Origin of the sequence: Acinetobacter terrae (assembly GCF_002135195.1) — a bacterium.
Lineage (GTDB): Bacteria > Pseudomonadota > Gammaproteobacteria > Pseudomonadales > Moraxellaceae > Acinetobacter > Acinetobacter terrae.
The window spans coordinates 258,505-278,892 of sequence record NZ_NEGF01000004.1 but is presented as its reverse complement, the minus strand read 5'-3'; the positions used below and the strand labels follow the sequence as shown (position 1 = coordinate 278,892).

The 20,388-nt window shown below is 38.2% G+C and carries 17 protein-coding genes and 2 pseudogenes; 10 read left to right on the top strand and 9 right to left on the bottom strand.

The window, feature by feature from the left end; genetic code table 11:
- Positions 1–152 precede the first annotated feature (152 nt).
- Both B9T23_RS06980 and B9T23_RS06975 read left to right on the top strand, forming a co-directional pair.
- A complete protein-coding gene (locus B9T23_RS06980) occupies positions 153–1,286 on the top strand; it encodes a 5-methyltetrahydropteroyltriglutamate--homocysteine S-methyltransferase (protein ID WP_086193563.1) in 1,134 nt (377 codons plus the stop codon).
- 120 nt (positions 1,287–1,406) lie between these two features.
- The gene (locus B9T23_RS06975; RefSeq protein WP_086193562.1) at positions 1,407–2,804 is read left to right on the top strand and encodes a methylenetetrahydrofolate reductase C-terminal domain-containing protein; all 1,398 of its coding nucleotides are present in this window, start codon (positions 1,407–1,409) and stop codon (positions 2,802–2,804) included.
- Between the two features lies 1 nt (position 2,805).
- On the opposite strand, the pseudogene B9T23_RS06970 reads toward B9T23_RS06975, so the two are convergent.
- Positions 2,806–2,994 (bottom strand): annotated as a pseudogene (locus B9T23_RS06970) (epoxyqueuosine reductase QueH); the annotation flags it as partial.
- A 1,657-nt stretch (positions 2,995–4,651) separates the two neighbouring features.
- Here B9T23_RS06970 and B9T23_RS06965 point away from each other — a divergent pair.
- The gene (locus tag B9T23_RS06965; protein ID WP_086193561.1) at positions 4,652–5,896 is read left to right on the top strand and encodes a two-partner secretion domain-containing protein; all 1,245 of its coding nucleotides are present in this window, start codon (positions 4,652–4,654) and stop codon (positions 5,894–5,896) included.
- Positions 5,897–6,240: 344 nt separating this feature from the next.
- Entirely contained in the window at positions 6,241–7,866 is a 1,626-nt protein-coding gene (locus tag B9T23_RS06960) for a ShlB/FhaC/HecB family hemolysin secretion/activation protein (protein ID WP_228145905.1), read from the top strand.
- Positions 7,867–8,110: 244 nt separating this feature from the next.
- On the opposite strand, the pseudogene B9T23_RS06955 reads toward B9T23_RS06960, so the two are convergent.
- Positions 8,111–8,658, bottom strand: a pseudogene (locus B9T23_RS06955) (serine O-acetyltransferase).
- A gap of 552 nt (positions 8,659–9,210) precedes the next feature.
- On the opposite strand from B9T23_RS06955, the gene B9T23_RS06950 reads away from it, so the two are divergent.
- Positions 9,211–9,429 carry a hypothetical protein gene (locus B9T23_RS06950; RefSeq protein WP_067724150.1) on the top strand — a complete coding sequence of 73 codons (219 nt, stop codon included), beginning with the start codon at positions 9,211–9,213 and terminating at the stop codon, positions 9,427–9,429.
- Positions 9,430–9,612: 183 nt separating this feature from the next.
- Here the strand turns inward: B9T23_RS06950 and B9T23_RS06945 are convergent, their stop codons facing one another.
- The 4 genes from B9T23_RS06945 to B9T23_RS16775 all read right to left on the bottom strand — a co-directional run bounded on the left by B9T23_RS06945 (position 9,613) and on the right by B9T23_RS16775 (position 11,846).
- On the bottom strand, positions 9,613–9,963 hold the full coding sequence (locus B9T23_RS06945) for a hypothetical protein (protein ID WP_228145904.1): 351 nt from the start codon (positions 9,961–9,963) through the stop codon (positions 9,613–9,615).
- A gap of 213 nt (positions 9,964–10,176) precedes the next feature.
- Positions 10,177–10,812 (bottom strand): hypothetical protein, encoded by a 636-nt coding sequence (locus B9T23_RS06940; protein ID WP_086193559.1) that lies wholly within the window; start codon positions 10,810–10,812, stop codon positions 10,177–10,179.
- Between the two features lie 87 nt (positions 10,813–10,899).
- Positions 10,900–11,598, bottom strand: a complete 699-nt coding sequence (locus B9T23_RS06935; RefSeq protein ID WP_086193558.1) for a DUF3820 family protein — start codon at positions 11,596–11,598, stop codon at positions 10,900–10,902.
- Between the two features lie 95 nt (positions 11,599–11,693).
- Positions 11,694–11,846, bottom strand: a complete 153-nt coding sequence (locus B9T23_RS16775; protein WP_171263065.1) for a hypothetical protein — start codon at positions 11,844–11,846, stop codon at positions 11,694–11,696.
- Between the two features lie 500 nt (positions 11,847–12,346).
- On the opposite strand from B9T23_RS16775, the gene B9T23_RS06930 reads away from it, so the two are divergent.
- From B9T23_RS06930 to rnk, 3 genes are all read left to right on the top strand, one after another.
- On the top strand, positions 12,347–13,573 hold the full coding sequence (locus B9T23_RS06930) for an alpha/beta hydrolase (RefSeq protein WP_086193557.1): 1,227 nt from the start codon (positions 12,347–12,349) through the stop codon (positions 13,571–13,573).
- Between the two features lie 255 nt (positions 13,574–13,828).
- Complete coding sequence (gene glyA, locus B9T23_RS06925; RefSeq protein WP_086193556.1) at positions 13,829–15,082, top strand: serine hydroxymethyltransferase; 1,254 nt, start codon at positions 13,829–13,831, stop codon at positions 15,080–15,082.
- A gap of 166 nt (positions 15,083–15,248) precedes the next feature.
- Entirely contained in the window at positions 15,249–15,653 is a 405-nt protein-coding gene (rnk, locus tag B9T23_RS06920) for a nucleoside diphosphate kinase regulator (RefSeq protein WP_086193555.1), read from the top strand.
- A gap of 57 nt (positions 15,654–15,710) precedes the next feature.
- On the opposite strand, the gene B9T23_RS06915 is transcribed toward rnk, so the two are convergent.
- The gene (locus B9T23_RS06915; protein ID WP_086193554.1) at positions 15,711–16,199 is read right to left on the bottom strand and encodes a TIGR00645 family protein; all 489 of its coding nucleotides are present in this window, start codon (positions 16,197–16,199) and stop codon (positions 15,711–15,713) included.
- 285 nt (positions 16,200–16,484) lie between these two features.
- On the opposite strand from B9T23_RS06915, the gene B9T23_RS06910 reads away from it, so the two are divergent.
- On the top strand, positions 16,485–17,456 hold the full coding sequence (locus B9T23_RS06910) for a TauD/TfdA dioxygenase family protein (RefSeq protein WP_086193553.1): 972 nt from the start codon (positions 16,485–16,487) through the stop codon (positions 17,454–17,456).
- Positions 17,457–17,605: 149 nt separating this feature from the next.
- Complete coding sequence (locus tag B9T23_RS06905; protein WP_086193552.1) at positions 17,606–18,304, top strand: Crp/Fnr family transcriptional regulator; 699 nt, start codon at positions 17,606–17,608, stop codon at positions 18,302–18,304.
- A gap of 130 nt (positions 18,305–18,434) precedes the next feature.
- Here the strand turns inward: B9T23_RS06905 and slyD are convergent, their stop codons facing one another.
- Complete coding sequence (gene slyD, locus B9T23_RS06900) at positions 18,435–18,917, bottom strand: peptidylprolyl isomerase (protein WP_067724159.1); 483 nt, start codon at positions 18,915–18,917, stop codon at positions 18,435–18,437.
- A gap of 135 nt (positions 18,918–19,052) precedes the next feature.
- Positions 19,053–20,339, bottom strand: a complete 1,287-nt coding sequence (locus B9T23_RS06895; protein ID WP_086193551.1) for an NAD(P)/FAD-dependent oxidoreductase — start codon at positions 20,337–20,339, stop codon at positions 19,053–19,055.
- Positions 20,340–20,388 lie beyond the last annotated feature (49 nt).

Here is a 20,388-nt window from a genome sequence, read left to right as displayed (position 1 = left end):
CTAGCATCAGTAAATATATTAAATAACAGGCCCGAAAATACATAAGCCCATGATGCATATCACTATTCACTAATTCAGCGCTACAAAAGATAAATTCGACATTGTCTACATAGTCCGATTCAATTCACACTACATTTAAAATGACGACATTTATGAAGAGCAACACGAGCCAAGCAGCAAAAAATCAATACGCCAATAACAAGGTAGAGCATGTCGGGAGCTTTTTAAGACCATTAAAACTGAAAAAAGCCCGCTATGATTTTGCTGATCGTGTGATTTATCAAGAAACATTACGTCAGGTGGAAGACGCTGAAATTCACAACCTGATTGATATTCAGCTGGACAATGACTGTACCATTATGACCGATGGTGACTTTCGCCGTGGTTGGTGGCATTACGATTTTCTGGAACAGTTTGAAGGCATTCAAGGCTATAAAACCCGTGATGGCTTACAGTTTAAAGATGTTATTACTAAAGCGTATGATGTCCGTGTGACTGGGAAAATTGATTTTCCAGAAGATCATTCAAGCCTTGCACATTATCGTTTTTTACATCAGGCGATTGATGGTTTTGCCACAGCAAAATTCACCATGCCAAGCCCCAATATGATGTTGTATCCGCATTTGCGCAATAACCGTCATTATGCCGATCGTTGGGGTGAATATGTTGAGGATTTAGGGCAGGCTTATCAGAAAGCGATTCAAGCTTTATATAACCAAGGTTGCCGCTATATTCAGATCAATGATGGCTTTTGGGCGTATCTGTGTGATGCAGAGCAACGTGCCACAGAATGTGCATCGGGCATGAATCCTGATGAATTAGCCGATTTAGCCGTTCAGAGCTTAAATATTGCATTAGCCAACAAGCCTGAAGATTTAATCATTGCGTTACACATTGATCGCGGTAATTTCTTATCGAGCTGGTTGTATCAAGGTGGCTATGCGGCAATCGAGAGTTTTATTTTTGAGAAATTACACAATATTGATCGTTACCTGTTGGAATTTGACACCGAGCGCGCAGGTGGCTTTGAGCCTTTGGCAAAATTACAGGGCACCAATGCTGAAGTCTTTTTAGGTTTGATTTCGACCAAGCTTGAGACGGTTGAAGATAAAGCCCAAGTAATTGCCAAAATTCACCAAGCGTCAGAGTATCTGCCGCTTGAGCAATTGGGGCTTTGTCCACAAAGTGGTTTTGCTTCAATGGAAGAGGGTAATCGTATTTCCTATGACACGCAGTGGAAAAAACTCAAACTGATGAACCAGATTGCACAGGACGTTTGGGGTTAAGTCCTACTTTTAGGTATATCTTCTGATGCTGCCAAATCGGGTGGCATCGGATGCACTTTTAACTAATCTTTATTATAATTGGATTTTAGTCTGTTTGATCCTTTGGATCACTTCTCCTTTATGTCTCAACTTTCGACTTGTTTTACTCAAAATCAGTTTTGTATTTTGGTGGAATATCTCTGCTCAATGAAAGAGATCCTGCCGGTAAAAACTGAATTTGCAGGCTTTCCTGCGCTGATGACCTTGGCGGATCGGGTACACAGTGATGACGATCTTGCACCGATTCGGGCAGCTCAAGCATATCCAAAATCTGTCGAAAAAGTTTTGCACTTTGCAGGTAAGGGGCGAGATATTGCTGATTTTGAGCATTTTTTAAATGAAGCTCAAGCCGTTGGACAACAAAATTTATTATTACTCACAGGCGATAAGCTTAAAAGTCATCAATATGGTCAGGATGATATAACGAAAAGAACACGTTATCTGGAATCTGTGAATGCTGTGATGGCAGCAAAACAACGTGGCGGTTTTTGTATCGGTGTGGCATTTAATCCATTTAAATATACTGAAGCTGAACGTGATGCCCAGTATTTCAAACTGCATAAAAAGATGAAAGCAGGCGCGGATTACATCATTACCCAACTGGGTTATGACTTGTCCGCTTTAAAAGAAGCAAAAGCATTTTTAACGCAACATGGCTATCCTCAAAAATTACTTGCCTGTGTCATGCCTTTGACTTTGGCTCGCGCCAATTTCATGATGAAACATCAAGTCGCGGGCATCGTGATTACACCACATATGCTCAATGTATTACGCGAAGAAAAAGAAGCAGGGCTGATGGATCGGGTGTATCTACGCTGTGCGTTGCAAATTTTAATCTGCCAGCATTTAGGTTTGGCGGGCATTCATCTTTCGGCATGTCATAAGCCTGAAGAACAAATGCTATTGGAAAGTTATATTGAAGAATATCGTCATTTAGATTTGGCAGAACTTGAGCTGCTGTGGAACACGCTTTGGCAAGTGAAAACAGGTCAGGAGTTTTATCCTGAACTTACGTATTATTCACGACCTGCAAGCGCCACACAGATTTTTAAATATCAGCATTTGCATTTCATGCATGATGCTTTATTTGAATCCAAAGTCGCAAAAGGCGTTGGACGCTTTATTTTCCAGTCACGTTTTTGGAATGGAACATTGGCAGCACAAGCACTACTCAAAACGGAATTTGTCAGCAAACATGGGGTAGTGGGCTGTGAAAGCTGTGGTCAATGTCGACTAGGCGATACTTTATATATTTGCCCAGAAACCTGTCCAAAAGGACTTGCCAATGGTCCTTGTGGTGGGACGACCTTGGATCGCTGTGAATTTGGTGATCGGGAGTGCATTCATTCAGTTAAAGCACGTCTTGCCAAAGCAGTGAATCAGACACAAGTCCTAAAAGAAAAATTAATCCCCACAGTACCGATTGAAGTGCGTGGCAGCAGTTCATGGAAAAACTGGTATTTGAAGAAAGCGGTTTAAATCAGTTTTCATCATCCATAGCATAGGAATAGAATTTTACGACCAATTTGATACGGTCACGACCATTGCTCATGTACTAAAGGTTGGTGTTAAGTAGCGAATACACACAGCCGCAGTATTCTTGTTGGTAGAATTCTTCCTTTTTACTAATTTCAAGCATACGTACAGCACCGCCGTGTTTATGCCAGTTAGAGTTCTAATAGCTATGCGATACAGATCGATGACTTCGCCTGAGTAGGGTGCACAGCAGGTGTGAAGGAGGAGTTGTCGTGACCTTCAGGTAGGGTGAGTTTTTGAAGCTCGAACTTAGAGCTAGTGAATATTTAAAAAATTTAGACTAATTGTTATAGAGTTTTAATGCTATAAAATATGGTAGGTGAGATGAAACTTTTTCAATGTAACCCGATTCCTGTTTAAACCAACTATTCAAGTTATGGAATCATTGGCTAAAACATCAAGTTAAGTAATGACACAAGGAAGTCTTTATAAAAATTGAAGTTTCAAACTTGGGTAACCTTTTTCTATTACTTTTGCAAAATCATGAATCAGTTTTAATTAGAAAATAGTTTCTATTAAGATTACTGGAGAAGGGGGGGGGGCTGACTAGGAGTATCTCGTGAATGCGATTTACAAAACATCATAGTGAAGAGAAACTCTCTATTTCTCTAATATTATTCCAAAGTTACAATCAAAGGTTTAAGTACAAAAGTAAATGGTTTAAGTACAAAAGGTAATAGTATGAATAAATTACATTACCAACAAGTCTAAACGTTTAAGTTGAAATATCAAATAAAAAACGAGTAAAAATATTATTTTGCATCATCTATTTTTATAGAGCAGCAGTCAGTTTTTCTAAATAACACTGAAATTTAAGCCATAGCCTTTCCATAAACTCTATAAAATGACATTTTGGATGAGTATGAAAATTAATTTTCAAGTTCTATATTGTATGAGAAAGTAAAATAGATTATTTGAAATTGTTTTTAAAAAAATTAGATAATTAAGAAATAATGAATAAAATAAAAAAGTTATTGAGTTTTTATTTTTTTAAATAATTTTTAACTGGTCTTAAGTGAGAGTGTTATTAATTTTTGTATTAGTTTATTGGTGAGTTATTCTTTATATTGTATTATTCTTTTATAAGATTAAGAGTGTATATTTTATTTAATTTTATTTTTTAATAATTGATTATTTTTTTTGTTATTAATCCACTTTATTACTATATATTTCGAATGAAAATTTATTGATTTTTATTTTTTTTTACATATAAAAATCAGATATTTATCCTTTTGGTTGAATCGATAATTTTTTACAAAATATTGTTTTTAATGGTTTTTATTTTTTTGATAAGCTCGATGAGTTGCAGCATGAAGGTCTTCAAATTCCCAGTAAAATAAACAAGTCTCTAAAAAATAAGATCTTTTATTATTATTTATTTCTCATAATAAAATTTTTCTCTTTATTTTTTAAAAAAATGTTTAAAAAATAAATGGTTATTTTGAAATTAACAAAAGTAATAATTAAATCATTTAATCTATCATGTTTTTTTAATTTTTTAATATTATAACTGTTGGTGGTTGCTCGCTTTCACTCTTTAAGCTTGTGACTGGGTTTTTAAATAGAGGAATAGAATGATCAAAATAATAAGGTTATTCATTTTTTGGATAATAGTTTTGGATTCTATAAAAATGGTTTTAATAATGCCATTTTAGATTCTATTTAAGAAAGATATCAAAATAGCCTTTCATTTTAACCCATGTTGATTTGTCAGCATGGTTTAAAACATAGTGAGTAGTAATATTTGATATTGAATTTACTTACTCCTATTTATATGTTGGAGGTGTAAAATGAATAAAATTTATAAAAGAATATGGAATAAGCAGTTATCGTGCTGGCAAGCTGTATCAGAGCTAGCCAAAAGCCATCAGAAGAGTAGCCAGAGTTCTACTTCTATCACTGACCATCAAAGTCACTTAGGTCAGAAGATCGGTGCTGCTTTGTTATTCGTGAGTTCTGCCCTGTTACCCCTGTCTATTCAGGCTGCCCCAGCACCTAATGCCTTACCTACAGGCGGTAACATTACCTCTGGTAATGCCCAGGTGGCTAGAAGTGGCAATACCTTAAATATCAATCAAAGAAGCCAAAATATGAGTGCTAGGTGGAATACTTTTGATATTGGTAGAAATGCTACAGTAAATTTTAGACAGCCTAACCGGTCTTCAGTCGCAGTTAACCAAGTCCGTGATAGAAATGCATCAGAAATCGCTGGGCGTTTAAATTCTAACGGTCAGGTCTTTTTATTGAATCCAAACGGAGTGGTGTTTTCTAGAACAGCTCAGGTGAATGTGGGGGGGATTGTGGCTTCCACTCTGAATATTAACGATCGTAATCTGCAAAATAGCTTGCGAACTGGAAGATATACTTTAAGTGGTGCAGCCAATAGCAGAGCGACGGTAGAAAACCAAGGTAGTATTACTACACGGTCAGGTGGAACAGTAGCATTGATAGCCCCTCGGGTCATCAACAGTGGTACCATTCGTACCCCTAATGGCAGAACACTTCTAACCAGCGCCACTCAAGTGACCTTGGCTCTGCAAAACGGTAGTTTAACCCGATATCAGATCGATCGAGGAGCATTACAGTCTTTGGTTAATAATAGGGGAACTATAGTTGCTAATAATGGCTCTGTATATTTAACTGGCTTAGAGCAAAATCGTCTAAGAAGAGCTGTGGTCAACAATAGTGGGGTTATTCGAGCCAATAGAATTAGCCTGAATAACCAAGGTAGAATTACCTTAGTGAGTACAGGACCGGGTAATGGCAATGGCTATCCAGGATCTGGTAATGGCAATGGCTATCCAGGATCTGGTAATGGCAATGGCAATGGCTATCCAGGATCTGGTAATGGCAATGGCTATCCAGGATCCGGTAATGGCAATGGCTATCCAGGATCTGGTAATGGCAATGGCTATCCAGGATCCGGTAATGGCAATGGCTATCCAGGATCTGGTAATGGCAATGGCTATCCAGGATCTGGTAATGGCAATGGCTATCCAGGATCCGGTAATGGCAATCAAGGATCACCTAGCTAAGGGCTGAACTTGGTGGCAGAACAAATCGTGAATTCATCCTGGTAGCAGTGAAAGTTGATGCTGGGATGGATTCTAAATAACAATGATTAAGTCATAGGACATATGTCTCCTGAAAATCTTAATTAGATTTCAGGAGATATTGTTTAGATAATCATGGTATTCATTTTGGATAAATAAGCTTTCAGATTAAGAGTATCCATTTTGGATACAATAAGCTTTAGAATTAAATCTAAAAAAGTAATAAACCGTGGTGAAGGATGCCAAAAATTCTAATTTTAATGGGCGGACATTAACTCATGAGATATCCATATACCTTACTTGCGCTTTCAATAAGTGTATGTTCAATGAACATAAAAGCAGAAGTTATTCCAAATTCTGGTCAATTATTACAACAACAGCAACGAGAGAAACTGTCTGCTCCACAGGCGGACGTAGATATTGAAAATCTTGACTCTCCATTTACACTTGAAGATTCACACGTACAGATTGACATTAGTCAAATAAGTATTGAAGGAAATACTCGCTTCAGTAACGCAGGCTTACATGCTTTGGTAGCAGAAGTTGAAGGACGCCGAATCAGCCTGTCACAGCTTAATGCTGTTGTGCAACGCATCACTCAGTATTATTACAATCACGGTTATATTTATAGTTATGCCTACTTGCCAGAACAGACCTTGGAGGATGGAAAAGTCCGAATCGCTGTTTTGGAAGCTCGTTATGAGCAAACTGTTGTAAACAATAAAAGCCGTACACAAGACTGGTTAATCCATGCAACAGTAGCTCCGCTAAAAAAAGGTGAGCAAATTGATAACCAGACTCTAGAACAGCAACTGAAGTTAATCAATCGACTGAGTGGAGTGTATAGCTCTAATGTGCTTGGCCCTGGGGAAACCCCAGGCAGTAGTCAACTTACTGTAGATGTACAAGATGATGCAATACTAAGTGGTTATGTCGGTGCAGATAACTATGGCAGCAGTTATACCAATCGTGCCAGAGTCAGTGCAGGTATTGTTTTAAATAATCTGGCCGGTTTAGGCGATGAACTCAGTTTTGACGGCTTAACTTCAGGGCAACGTTTGAATTACGGTAAAGTGGGATATGTATTTACCTTTACTGGTATGGGCACACGACTCGGTGCCAGCTATTCCTATTTAGATTATGAACTGGGTAAGGAATTAAAAGTTTTAGGTGTTGAAGGAAATGCGGCACAAAGTAGTGTCTGGATTTCACAACCTGCTTTATTGAGTAATACCTCAGAAGTATTGGTGACTTTGCAATATGATCATAAACAACTTGAGGATGATATCAAGTTGAATCAAAATTTCAGACATCGAGATATTGATTTGATTACCGCACGTTTAGAGAGTTCTCACTATGACCAATTCGCAGGTGGAGGATTAACCCAATTAGGTGCTTCTACAAGCTATGGTCGTGTGAAATTTAAAGATGCGGATACAGCTAGTGTGGATGCACAAACAGCCAATACCCAAGGTGACTTTTATACAGCCAGTTTAAATCTTTCCCGTTTACAGAGCTTGGGTAACCACGGTACGCAAGGCTATGTTGCTATATATGGTCAATACAGTCCTTATAATCTTGACAGTGCGGAGCAATATTCAAGTGGCGGACCGTTCAATGTACGTGGCTATGAGTCTAGCCAATTTTCCGGTTCGTCGGGTTACTTTGCTACATTAGAGCTTCGCCAGTCACTTTTTAGCAATGATAAACATCAGATTGGGGCTAAAGTGTTTGTGGATACAGCAGATGTGACCCTGAATGCTGAACGTTGGATAGGTGTAACGGGTGACAATACTGCGCGAATAAGTAGTGCAGGTTTGGGTTTGAACTGGAGTAGTGTCTGGAATATTCAAGCCAATGCTGAAGTGGGTTTTCCAATTGGCAGTACCCCAAGTCAATTGATTGACCGTGATAATAATCAGTACTGGTTAAATTTAAGAAAAACGTTTTAAGCTCAGTATTATTTAAATGCTGTCATGACACGGTGAAAATCAGATTAAAACTTTTGATATATGAGCTTTTCTATTGCGATTAAATAAATTGTAAAATAATGGATAAATGATATGGGAATATTTAGAAATGAGAATACATGAAATTATCAACATGTATTAAAGGTTTATAAATAAAGGTTTGTGGCGTGGGTTCGAGTCCCGCTGAACGCACCAAATATTAAAAAAGAGGGCAAAAGCCCTCTTTTTATTGCGCTAAATTTACAGGCCAGCATTTATTTACTGATTTTCCTGCGTTGTTGTAATTAATCACTTTCGCGTAGTTGCCGACTGTCGTTGCATTCTCGGGAATATCCTTCGTCACGACACTACCTGCACCAATCGTTACATTGTTTCCAATATGCACATTGTCAATCACACAGACATTGGTTCCAATATAAACATTGTCACCAATTACAGCTGCTTGACTGCCACCGTTTGTACCAATGGTCATGTATTGTGAAAGATTGACGTTGTTGCCAATAATCGTAGTTGGATTGATCACAAGCGGTCCGCCATGACCGATATAGAGTTCATAACCAATTTTGTGGTGCAATGAATATCGATCCCGTATTTCTTCTTTTTATAATAAAAAATTGGATAAGCAAATTTCGCAATAATCGATTTTGAGCTAGCTAAACGAAGCCAAAAACTGAAATTAAAGCCACGATTAAAAAAGTAGTTTTTAATAAATGAACTGAATTTTGTGTTGCCACAATATCGATATAAGTCGCTTAAAATCAATTGAACTAACATTGCGTCAGACTCGTCAAAAATGCTGTGCCATTTTACTCGATTCAACTGAAGAATGATCTATAGGCTGATGCCTGCAATGATCTACTAAAATTGAAAATTATCAATAGTATTTTTTTTATCCAATTACTTTAGAGTGTTAACGGGACTTGTCAGAAAAATTGTATACGCTTATAGTAAAACTACAGTAGGTCGTAGATGACGCTACAAAGTAGTTGGACGGATCAATGACAGCTCGTTGAGTTTACAACCTTAGGGTTGAACAAGAAATCAGCACTAGCCTTCCAACATAAAAGCCCGCAGAAATGCGGGCTTTCTTATTTTTAAATCAAAAAGATTTTTTATGATTTAAATTTTAGCGAGTTTAGGCATGTAGTGCGGAAATGGTACTGTTTTGAGTTATTTTTAGCTTTTTGTCTGAATAATTTAAAATATCTATCATGTATGTGATTATAAAAAATTACATTGCCAAAAAATCTAACATCTCCAAGCAATGTCTATGACAGAACATATGCTATAAAAAGGTTCATTAAATCAAATAGGAAGTGAACCTCCATGACTCAAATGATTGAGGTGAAGGTAAAAGACCAGTTTAGTAAGGTACATGAAGTACATGCATTACTTCGAGATCTTCCTGAGAATGCTGAGTCGAATAAACTATCAATATTTCAAAGAATTGAACATATTGTTGTAGATGGTGAAATGATTCAACCCAGTATTGAATTGCTTTTTGAGAGTCGCAATTCAGACAGTATTTATCGCATTATTGAGTAATGCAAATATGGTTAAATATAGAGTTTATTCAAATAAAAGTATCAGATATTAAAAAACTCACCGACAGGGTGAGTTTTTTAATGCGCCTAAGTATAGATAAGTGGTTTCTAGTTGCTTAAGTGTTATTAACGCTCAATGATTTAAAATAAAAAAAGCCCACCGAAGTGAACCAAGGGCTAAAACTTATAATAAATTTATTTCGACATCATATTTATCAAATTCTTGAATAATGCTTTGAATAACTTTAATTCCAGTTTCATCATTACAACTAAATTGTTCATCCTTACCTTGTGCGCTGTCATAACATTCAATCTGCTGTATCAACCAGCGATTTTCAGCTTCTGTGTTATGAATGATGACTCGAATAGGTTGTAGGTTTTCACTCACTTGACGAGGCAATACACTGGTAATGGCAAGTTGGATGTTGGTCGATTCATCTCTAGAATTTAAAAATGTCAGCACCCAATTGCCTACTTTTTTTAAGTACATGGGATTGTCAGCTGAATGAAATTCTAAATAATGTAGAGACATCATAATGAGTTCCCCCTGAAATACCTACTATATGGGGGTTTTGGAAGATATTCGCCATTGAGCAAAGGTCGTATTTAGAGGGATTCTTTTAGCTTTTGCTTCGTATAATGTGATTGCGATGATCTTAATGTCATTGTTTTATAATAAGAAAAGATCAACACAGTTATCTAGATAAGACCTGAAATGAATCATAAAACAGAAAAATCCTCTTAAATTTTATGAAACATTTAGCCTTTGTAGAGAAAAATTGATTTGCTTTAAACATTGGTTCAACTCATCGGCGGGAATACGACTTTCTTGTAAGGTTGTAATCCATTGCATCTGACACAGTTTTAAACTGCGTAAATCTTGGGTTTGTTGAATCCGAGTAGTCAGTTGTTTTGCCATTAGGCCGCAGTTTTGTTGAAGAAGGTGTGTCATCAATTGTTTTACTTCTTCGAAGTCTAAAGCTTCGATAATCATTTCTATTTCATTTTGTGATTCTGTCACCTGAGAAATAGGATCAGCTATGCTTGAAATAGAGGGTGTGATAGCAGCAGTAGTCGTAATCGGTTCAGCAAACCTCTCTGCATGTGTTGTCTGAGTCGGGAGGCTAGTTTCAATTTCACTATTAACTACAGGAGAAGAAACTGTTGTTTGAATTTGCTCAACGCTAGAACAAGCAATTAAGCCCATCTCAACCAATTGTTCGAGTAATTCTTCCGGTGCAATACGATGTTTAAATTGTTCGTTGAGGAGATTGAAATCTTCTGTTCCAATAAGGAGTAAAAGTCTACGTTGGCGAGCATTCAAATCCATTGAACGCTGTTTTAAACTTTCAATGCCTAAGTCTGTTTTGTGATATTGAGACATGCCTTAATTTACTCTCCAACATAAATTAAGGCAGATTGTATTCGGTAATAATGACAATAATATGTAAAAATATTACAAATCAAAAGATTATAAGGTCACGATCTTTGCATTTTCGATCGCCTTACGTAGGTAAGGGTCTAGGTCTTCTTGACGAAGCAGCCACTGCATATAGTCTGCGGGTAAATCAGTAATGGCAGTGCCACGGTGTTTACCAAAATTAATGCTACGTGGAATACGTGCATCTTCAGATGCTTGATAAAGTTCTTCAATGCTTTGAATTTTTAGATGATGGATTTCATGCATCAAAATATTCGCCGTCAAAATAATATCCATATCGGCACGATGTGCTTTTTTAATCATATCGCGGGCTTTTGCACTGCCTTTGGTAATCATATAAATCAGCGCAGAAATATTATGTGCTTCAGCATCTGGCCAAACTAAACGTGCAAGGGCAAGGGTACAAATGGCTTTAATATTTTTAGAATCTACGCCACATTTTTCAAGTGCGCGAATATCGTAATCAATGTTGTGACCAATAATATAAGTGGTGTCACTTGGCAGGGTGAAGGTCGTATAGTGGGGCTGATCGATTAACTCAGACTCTAAAATATGATGTACTGCCATTGCCGCATAAGAAATGGGTTCATCTACACTATACAGCTGATCAAAAATTTGTGCTTTATCGAGGGTCAGTTTGCCTTCATTGATTTGAACCGGTGCATACGCAATCTCAATCGGCTGTCCATTTAAGGTATGGGTTTCTGTATCGAGAATAATTGCTTGCATGACCTGATCCATAACTATAGCGGAAGTTTGAATAAATTTAACACTTTCAAATGCGCTGACACAAACTCAAAACAGCGACTTTTAACTATTCTTTATTATTTCTGCCCAGAGATGATGTTTAAATAGTCTTGTTTTAATTCATCGCTCGAAATGAGACCTTTATATAGATATAAAGGCAGACCATATTCATGATCCATCAATTTAATGGCTTGAGTGCCATCACGGTATTCAAATATTGCACATGGCATATAGTCGCGATCTAAAATGATAAAACACCTTTGTTGAATGGTGATTTCATGATTTATAAATGTCTGTTTGAGCAACCGTAAAAATACACTTTGATTTCGGCTTAATTCATTGAGTTCACGAATGCGGTCACTATAAGTTTGATCATGATTTTGGATAAGGCTTGAGGAAATTTTGTTAGTGATTAATCAGTGTAAAAGAATGATGTGAACTTAGTTAATAAATTTTATTTTTTAATGTCTGTTCAACTTAACCCAATAAAAGCTAAGAATAAAAAATGAATAGTTATATATTTTACTAACTCGAAATTGTTGGATATTTGTAAATATAATAAAATTATTTCTTTAAAAATCAATATTTTGAACTATGGAAAAAAATATTCTATTTTATAGTGTCTATTTGATCTGAAATTTACTTGTTCAAAATCAAGAATAAAGGTAAAAGTTCTTATCTTCATGATACTTAAATCATCACAACAAAAAACGTATAGAGAAATACAAATATGAATAAAACATTGCTTACGGTGTTAATGAGTAGTTCGGTCTTCCTTTTAACGGCTTGTGGAAGTGGAGATGGTGAATCAATCTTTAATGGTCCAAATAATGGAATCCCTGTAAATAATATTCAAAATCCTGTAGTGAATGTGACAGCCTACACCAAGGACGGTATGCCTGAAGTAGCTGCAGACAGTCAGTTGATGACATATAAAATGTTAGGTGTTGATAATAAAGAAGTTACAGCAACGACTTTGGTATTTGTTCCAAAAACTGTACAGCCTGCAAATGGTTGGCCTATTGTAGTCTGGGCGCATGGTACAACGGGTGTGGCAGATAAATGTGCACCTAGCCAGCAAGGGTTACTGGGAACTGAGGGGCTACTGCAAAAACTATTGGCAGAAGGTTATGTAGTGGTGGCTCCAGATTATGAAGGTTTGGGCTCACCGGGTAATCATCCATTCCTAAATTTAAAAAGTGAAGCCTTTTCTATTACCGATGCTGTAGTGGCAACACGTGATTACCTAAATCGACAAGGTAAGAAAGCTGCTCCACAATGGGTGGCGATTGGTCATTCTCAGGGCGGGCATGCTGCCTTGGGTGCAGCACAATATGCTTCAAGAGCAAAGCTTGATTATAAAGGAACGATTGCTATTGCACCGCCATCAAACCTTGCCGCAATATTGCAAGGGGGTGAAAATGCGGTGAAAGATCAGCCTGCAAATATACAAATACCTGTCTTGGCATCTTTAGATACATTTACTTCTTTGATTGTTGCAGGAATGCAAAGACATAAAATTTCGGTCAGTTATGCTGAGGTCTTTAAAGCAGATACTGCAAAAATTGCTCCTATTGCAGAAACAGAATGTTCAGGCCCTGTGGGTGCAGCCTTGGCTAAAGGGATGACAGATTATGTTTCATTACCTGAACATCTGGGTTCATTGAATGGCTATGGGCGAAATCAAGATAATTTTATGTCGATACCCGTGATTCAAAACTTTTTAGTCAAAGACTCGCAACCCGGTACAGTAAAATTGAGTCAGCCGGTTATTATTTATCAAGGTGGAAAAGATCCAACTGTACCTCAAGCAGCAACTGATTTGCTAAAAGCAAGCGCAGAAGCTAAAGGAACGAAAATTCAATATATAACCAATGCAAACTGGGACCATACTACGGTGTATACATCTAACTCTAATAGCTTTGTAGCCAATGTTAAAACTCTGTTTGCACAATAGCTCTTAACTTTTTGATGAATTTCTGTTTAGAAAAAAGCTGAGATTTAACAGTGCATATATAAAGAACAAGTAATGTTGAATCTTTAATGCCAATTCAATAACTTGATTTGACCTTAATAGCTCATGTTTTATATTTACATGAGCTATTTTTATTTAAAACTGAACAAAGTTCATTCTCGATATTTATAAACTTCATGCTACAATACGCGCCAATCTTAGCACGGCTTAAAAGCCCTAATTTATAGGACCTCGCTAATGTTTGCCAATATCTCGATTTCTGAATTTGACCCAGAATTAGCTAAAGCAATTGATGCTGAAGGTGAGCGCCAAGAAGCGCACATCGAGCTAATCGCTTCTGAAAACTATTGCTCTCCAGCAGTTATGGAAGCTCAAGGCTCAAAACTCACTAACAAATATGCGGAAGGCTACCCTGGTAAACGCTATTATGGCGGTTGCGAATATGTAGACATCATCGAACAATTGGCGATTGACCGTGCTAAAGAACTCTTTGGTGCTGACTATGCTAACGTTCAGCCACATGCTGGTTCACAAGCAAACTCTGCTGTTTACCTAGCACTTCTTAACCCGGGCGATACAGTTTTGGGTATGAGCTTGGCTCACGGTGGTCACTTGACTCACGGTGCAAAAGTTAGCTTCTCTGGTAAAACATATAATGCGATTCAGTACGGCTTAAATGTTGAAACTGGCGAGATCGATTACGAAGAAGTTGAACGTTTAGCTGTAGAACACAAGCCACGCATGATCGTTGCTGGTTTCTCTGCATATAGCCAAATTGTTGATTGGCAACGTTTCCGTGAAATCGCGGACAAAGTTGGCGCTTACCTGTTTGTAGATATGGCTCACGTTGCTGGTTTAGTTGCTGCGGGTGTTTACCCAAGCCCAGTACAAATTGCTGACGTTACAACGACTACAACGCATAAAACACTTCGTGGCCCACGTTCAGGTTTAATCTTGGCTAAAGCAAACGAAGAGATTGAGAAAAAACTTCAATCTGCAGTATTCCCGGGTAACCAAGGCGGTCCATTGGTTCACGCTATTGCGGCTAAAGCAATTTGCTTTAAAGAAGCAATGACACCTGAATACAAAGAATATCAAAAACAAGTTGTGGTAAATGCTAAAGCAATGGCTGAAGTATTAATCGCACGTGGTTACGATATCGTTTCTGGTGGTACTGAGAACCACTTGTTCTTATTGTCACTAATCAAACAAGACGTGACTGGTAAAGAAGCGGATGCTTGGTTAGGTGCTGCTCACATTACTGTGAACAAAAATGCTGTACCAAATGACCCGCGTTCTCCGTTCGTGACTTCTGGTATCCGTATTGGTACTCCAGCTGTAACAACGCGTGGTTTCGGCGAAGCTGAAGTACGTGAACTTGCTGGCTGGATCGCAGACATCTTGGATGCTAAAGGCGACGAAGCGGTAATCGCTATGGTTAAAGAAAAAGTTGCAACGGTTTGTGCTAAATTTCCTGTTTACGCAAAATAAGTGAACGACTTGAGAAAGCCCCCTCAAGGGGGCTTTTTTTATATATGATTAAAAGTCATATTTTTCGAATATCATATTTCTGCTATAACAGAACAATACTCCATAAAAGATATAACTCATTTTGCTATTGCTCTAATGACATCTTTCGTTCAAAGGAATCAGGTAAATGGCTAAACCTACAATTATTATTTCACAACAAGATCTTCAACGTTTAGAAACCATGCTTGATCATCAATCTAAACTGAGTCCAACGATGCAACATCTTGAAGATGAGCTTGCGCGTGCCGATGTTGTTGCTCCACAAGATGTCCCTGAAAATGTGGTGACCATGAATGCGCGTGTGCGTATTATTATTGCACCTGCTCGCGAATCTACGGATATTACCTTGGTTTATCCGCATGATTTTCGCGGTGAAAAAGGGCAAGTCAATGTACTTGCACCGGTAGGCGCAGCAATTTTGGGACTGGCAGAAGGACAAGAAATTGAATGGCCACAGCCTGATGGTCATTTAATGAAAGTGAAGATTGAAAAAGTGTTGTATCAGCCAGAACGTGAAGGCGATTATCTATAATCATTTTGAATAAAAAGCCCCAAATTTAGGGGCTTTTTTATGTGCAGATAAAAATAATTAATGCTTACTGATTTTATCGAGATAACCCATCATAAATGCTGAAATGACAAAGGTCAGGTGCATGATGATGTACCACATGATTTTGTCATTCGGAATGTTTTTGGCATCCATAAAAATGCGCAGCAGATGAATAGATGAAATCGCGACGATGGACGCGGCAACTTTAAGTTTAAGTGAATTGGCATCCATGGTGCCAAGCCAATTGAGGCGGGTATCTTCATTTTTAATTTTCAGTTGTGAGACAAAGTTTTCATAGCCTGAAAACATCACCATCACAATCAGACTACCGACCATGGTCATATCCACCAAAGACAAAATCACCAGAATTAAGTCTGCTTCAGAATATTCCACAATATGCGGTAAAACATGCCAGACTTCCTGGAAGAGTTTAATCGCCAAAAGCAGCAGTGCAAATGAGAGCCCAAAATAGACTGGGGCCGAAATCCAGCGTGCCGCATACATGGTATTGTGAAAAAAACGTTCCATTCATTCCTCTGGTTGCATTATTAATATTTTGACTTGATCATAAATAATCCAAATTGAAAATTTGACATTTTTTATGTTTTTTAATGACTTATGGTTTTTAAATATTTTACTTATACCTCTGACGATGTACCTAAAAGTTCAATCGCTAAATCAGGAATATTCAAAACTTAAGCAGGTATTGTGCTGATCACTGTCAAACGTTTGACAGTGTTTAGAACGGTTTAAGGGCAGACTGTATTTCAACAACACAACGTTGCAATAACAATTGAAATATAAGGAATAGCCATGAGCCAAACTCAAACCAAACTCTATGATCCAAATTACCAATATCAACATATTCAGGTCAAACCGATTACCGGTCGCATTGGTGCGGAGATTGAAAGTGTCAAACTTTCGTCCACTTTAGATCAAGATACGGTCTATGAAATTAACCATGCTCTAGTTAAATATAAAGCGATCTTTTTTAAGGATCAGCAGCACTTAACCGATGATGAACAGGAAGGCTTCGCAGCACTATTAGGAAAGCCATTGAATCATCCAACGGTTCCGGTAAAAAGCGGAACAGCGCATGTGCTAGAGCTGGATTCACGTGGTGGACGTGCGGATACATGGCATACCGATATTACTTTTATTGAAGATTATCCAAAGGCTTCCATTTTACGCAGTATCGTGGCACCGGCAGCAGGTGGGGATACGGTTTGGGCAAATACGACATCTGCTTATAATGATCTACCAGAAGAACTCAAAAAATTGGCAGATAGCTTGCGTGCAGTGCATAGCAATGATTATGACTATGCCTCTAAAGTAACGACAAGCCCGCGAATCGATGCAGAAAAATATCGTGCGCTATTCAATTCGACTGAATATGAAACTGAACATCCGTTGGTGCGTGTGCATCCTGAAAGTGGTGAGAAAACATTATTGTTGGGGCACTTCTTCAAACGCTTTGTCGGTTATAACAGCCAGGATTCACGTCGCTTATTCGATCTATTCCAAGACTATGCCGTAAATTTAGAAAACATTGTGCGCTGGCGCTGGAGCGTGGGTGATGTCGCAATCTGGGATAACCGAGCAACTCAACACCGTGCGATTAATGACTATGGTGATGACCTGCGTGTGGTACGCCGTGTTACGATTGAAGGGGATATCCCGTTTGGTGTAGATGGTCGTCCAAGTGTGAGCTTGAAGAAAGTCGTGAAACAGGACATTTCTAATTTTACCTTTGAAAATGGTCAAATTTTAGAAAAAGTATCCTAATAACTCAGTTGTAAGATGGCGCTGTGTAGAATCGTAGTGATCTGAATTCGAGATATACATAGCGTTAAAACTTAGTTGGTCTAAAGAGATGAACAACCTAGTATCTGGAGTACTAGGTTTTTTATTTTTAATGAGATCATCATTTTCACATGCTTAGTCGTGCAGAAAAATTACAGCAAATTTTCAAGGAGGATGCAGTCTTTTCAGCATTCACAGCACAGTCGCATCAAACTTTATTGCAGCATGTGAAATATCTACGTTTTTTACCACAACAACAGATTTTACGTTATCAACAAAAACTGGATGATGTGTATGTGCTGTTGTCTGGACGGATGCAGATTGGCTGGTTGCTCAGTGATGGTGAGTTTAAAGTCAGTGATTATGTGAAAATGTATTCAGTATTTAATCTGGTGCCATTTTTACAGCAAAAACCGCTGAATTTTGATTTTTATGCCATAGAACAAGTCGAAGTTGCCGTAATTTCAGGTCAGGTTTTTCTGGAGCAATTACAACAGCAGCCACAAGCCATGTGGCAGATCATTCAATTACTGAGTGAGCGCATGTATGGCTTGATGGAGAAAAACCGCTATTTGCAAACCGCGAGTATCAATCAAAAAATTGCGCGACATTTAATGATCTTGGGGCAGCAGGCAATACCCGCAATTCAGGCGCCTTCAACGATTCAATTTAAAATGAGCCAGCAGGCACTTGCCGAATTACTCAATGTGTCCCGACAGACCTTAAATAAGCAACTGCAATATTTTATACAACAACGCATTGTAGAATGGAATTATAGCCAGATTCGCATCATCGATTTTCAGCGCTTAAAACAAATCAGCCTGTTGTAGAGATGTTTCTAAAAAATGCTAAAAAATAGCTAAACCAACTGATTTTCTGAGGTGATTGAATTCTGTATAAAAAATTTCAGGCAATAAAAAAGGCAAAGTAAAACTTTGCCTTTTTTGATCTGTACCGATCTTAGTGGTGGTGACCACCAGCGCCGTGTACGTGACCGTGTTCTAATTCTTCAGCAGAAGCTTCACGAATTTCAACGATTTCAACTTCAAAAGTTAAATCTTGACCAGCAAGCGGGAAGTTAGCATCCACAACGATTGTGTCGCCTTCAACTGCTTTAACAGTCACGATTTGCACGCCGTCATCAGTTTGAGCTTGGAATTGCATACCAGGTTGGATGTTGTCCACACCTTGGAACATTTGAGCAGGAACTTCTTGAACCATTTCTGGGTTATATTCGCCATAACCTTCAGCAGCAGGAACGTTTACAGTAAATTTATCACCAACAGTTTTGCCTACCAAAGCATTTTCTAAACCTGGGATGATGTTACCTGCACCGTGCAAATATGCAAGTGGTTCACCTTGTGATTGGTCGAGAGTTTCGCCTTCTGCGTTAGTCAACGTGTAGTGGAAAGAAACCACGAGGTCATTTGCAATAGCAGTCATGTTATTGATCCATTCAATTTTTAAAGGGGACATCATAAAGTGAAAAGCAGATTTTGTAGATCATATTTATCAAAAATCTGCATTTTCTACGTTTTTAATGACATTTTCTTAATAATAGGGACGCTTTTTAAAATTTCAATGCAATTTTATCTTTGGACCTGTTTTTCTTGTGACAAAATCCTTAGCGGTCAAAAGACCTACATGGGTGTAGCCATGAATGGCGGCTTGATGCAGTCGATATAAAGAGATATACATCGATTTCGCAATAAAACCTTGCACATTCACTTGTCCAAGCAATTCTCCAACCGCTTTATTGTGGCTTAGTGACACTAGTGAGCCTTTGTCTGAAAATTTGAACATCGGTTGTGGTTTGCCTTGAATGCGAGCTTTCATTGCATCGACCAAGAAACTAGCCTGTTGGCTGGCGACTTGAGCGCGTGGACCGAGTACAGGTTCATCAGCAACGGGTTGGCAATGGGCGCAGTCACCAAAAGCAAAAACATTCGGATCGGATAGGGTTTGCAGTGTTGCATAGACTTTGAGGCGGTGAAGATTGTCTTTTTCAAAGCCTTTTAATTGTTCCAATACAGCAGGTGCTTTAATTCCTGCCGCCCAGACTTTCAGTTCTGCATCAATCGATGTTCCATCGACAAAATAGACTTTGTCGTCATCGACTTTAGCAACCCGATGCTGGGTCAGCACTGTAATTCCAAATTGCTTTAATTGATGGCTGGTATGCTTGGCGATGGTTTCAGAAAGCGCAGGCAAGATACGGTCAGCCGCTTCAATGACAGTAATATTGACATTTTTCGGGTCAATTTTATTTAAGCCGTATTTAAAGAACGTCTGCTTGGCTTGAAACAGCTCAGCTGTAAGTTCTATCCCTGTTGCACCTGCGCCAATAATCGCAATATTCAACGCACGCGTGGTTTCATGGTTTTGGGCTTCTAGATATAAATGCAGTAAATTTTGCTGAAACACGTCAGCCTGTTTACGACTATCGAGGAAATGACAGTGCTGCTTTACGCCTTCGGTATTAAAGTCATTCGATGTTGAACCCACGGCAATAATCAGTGTGTCGTAATCCAGACGAAGATTCTTTTGAGTCTGATCGGGTCTAGATAACTGCACTGTTTCAAGAATGATTTGTTTGGTGCTTTGATCGAGATCAATCAAGCTGCCTAAGACAAATTCATAATGATGTTTTGATGCATGGGCGAAATAATTGGTTTCTTCGGCATGCGGATTGATTGTGCCCGCTGCAATTTCATGTAAAAGCGGTTTCCAGATATGGGTCAATTTCTGGTCAATCAAGGTGATTTTGGCTTTATTGGTTCTGCCTAAAGTGTTACCCAGTTGGGTAGCCAATTCTAAACCGCCTACGCCACCACCCACAATGACAATTTTATGCAGATTACTCATATTTGACCTATTTGTTATTTTAAAGACAAAAAAAAGAAGATGGCATCAA

Coding starts and splice junctions, on each gene's coding strand:
- B9T23_RS06915 (WP_086193554.1), bottom strand. CDS start 16,199: ATGGAACGTTTTTTTCACAATACCATGTATGCGGCACGCTGGATTTCG.
- glyA (WP_086193556.1), top strand. CDS start 13,829: ATGTTTGCCAATATCTCGATTTCTGAATTTGACCCAGAATTAGCTAAA.
- B9T23_RS06960 (WP_228145905.1), top strand. CDS start 6,241: ATGAACATAAAAGCAGAAGTTATTCCAAATTCTGGTCAATTATTACAA.
- B9T23_RS06910 (WP_086193553.1), top strand. CDS start 16,485: ATGAGCCAAACTCAAACCAAACTCTATGATCCAAATTACCAATATCAA.
- B9T23_RS06980 (WP_086193563.1), top strand. CDS start 153: ATGAAGAGCAACACGAGCCAAGCAGCAAAAAATCAATACGCCAATAAC.
- B9T23_RS06930 (WP_086193557.1), top strand. CDS start 12,347: ATGAATAAAACATTGCTTACGGTGTTAATGAGTAGTTCGGTCTTCCTT.
- B9T23_RS16775 (WP_171263065.1), bottom strand. CDS start 11,846: ATGCCATGTGCAATATTTGAATACCGTGATGGCACTCAAGCCATTAAA.
- rnk (WP_086193555.1), top strand. CDS start 15,249: ATGGCTAAACCTACAATTATTATTTCACAACAAGATCTTCAACGTTTA.
- B9T23_RS06975 (WP_086193562.1), top strand. CDS start 1,407: ATGTCTCAACTTTCGACTTGTTTTACTCAAAATCAGTTTTGTATTTTG.
- B9T23_RS06940 (WP_086193559.1), bottom strand. CDS start 10,812: ATGTCTCAATATCACAAAACAGACTTAGGCATTGAAAGTTTAAAACAG.
- B9T23_RS06905 (WP_086193552.1), top strand. CDS start 17,606: ATGCTTAGTCGTGCAGAAAAATTACAGCAAATTTTCAAGGAGGATGCA.
- slyD (WP_067724159.1), bottom strand. CDS start 18,917: ATGACTGCTATTGCAAATGACCTCGTGGTTTCTTTCCACTACACGTTG.
- B9T23_RS06935 (WP_086193558.1), bottom strand. CDS start 11,598: ATGCAAGCAATTATTCTCGATACAGAAACCCATACCTTAAATGGACAG.
- B9T23_RS06950 (WP_067724150.1), top strand. CDS start 9,211: ATGACTCAAATGATTGAGGTGAAGGTAAAAGACCAGTTTAGTAAGGTA.
- B9T23_RS06965 (WP_086193561.1), top strand. CDS start 4,652: ATGAATAAAATTTATAAAAGAATATGGAATAAGCAGTTATCGTGCTGG.
- B9T23_RS06945 (WP_228145904.1), bottom strand. CDS start 9,963: ATGATGTCTCTACATTATTTAGAATTTCATTCAGCTGACAATCCCATG.
- B9T23_RS06895 (WP_086193551.1), bottom strand. CDS start 20,339: ATGAGTAATCTGCATAAAATTGTCATTGTGGGTGGTGGCGTAGGCGGT.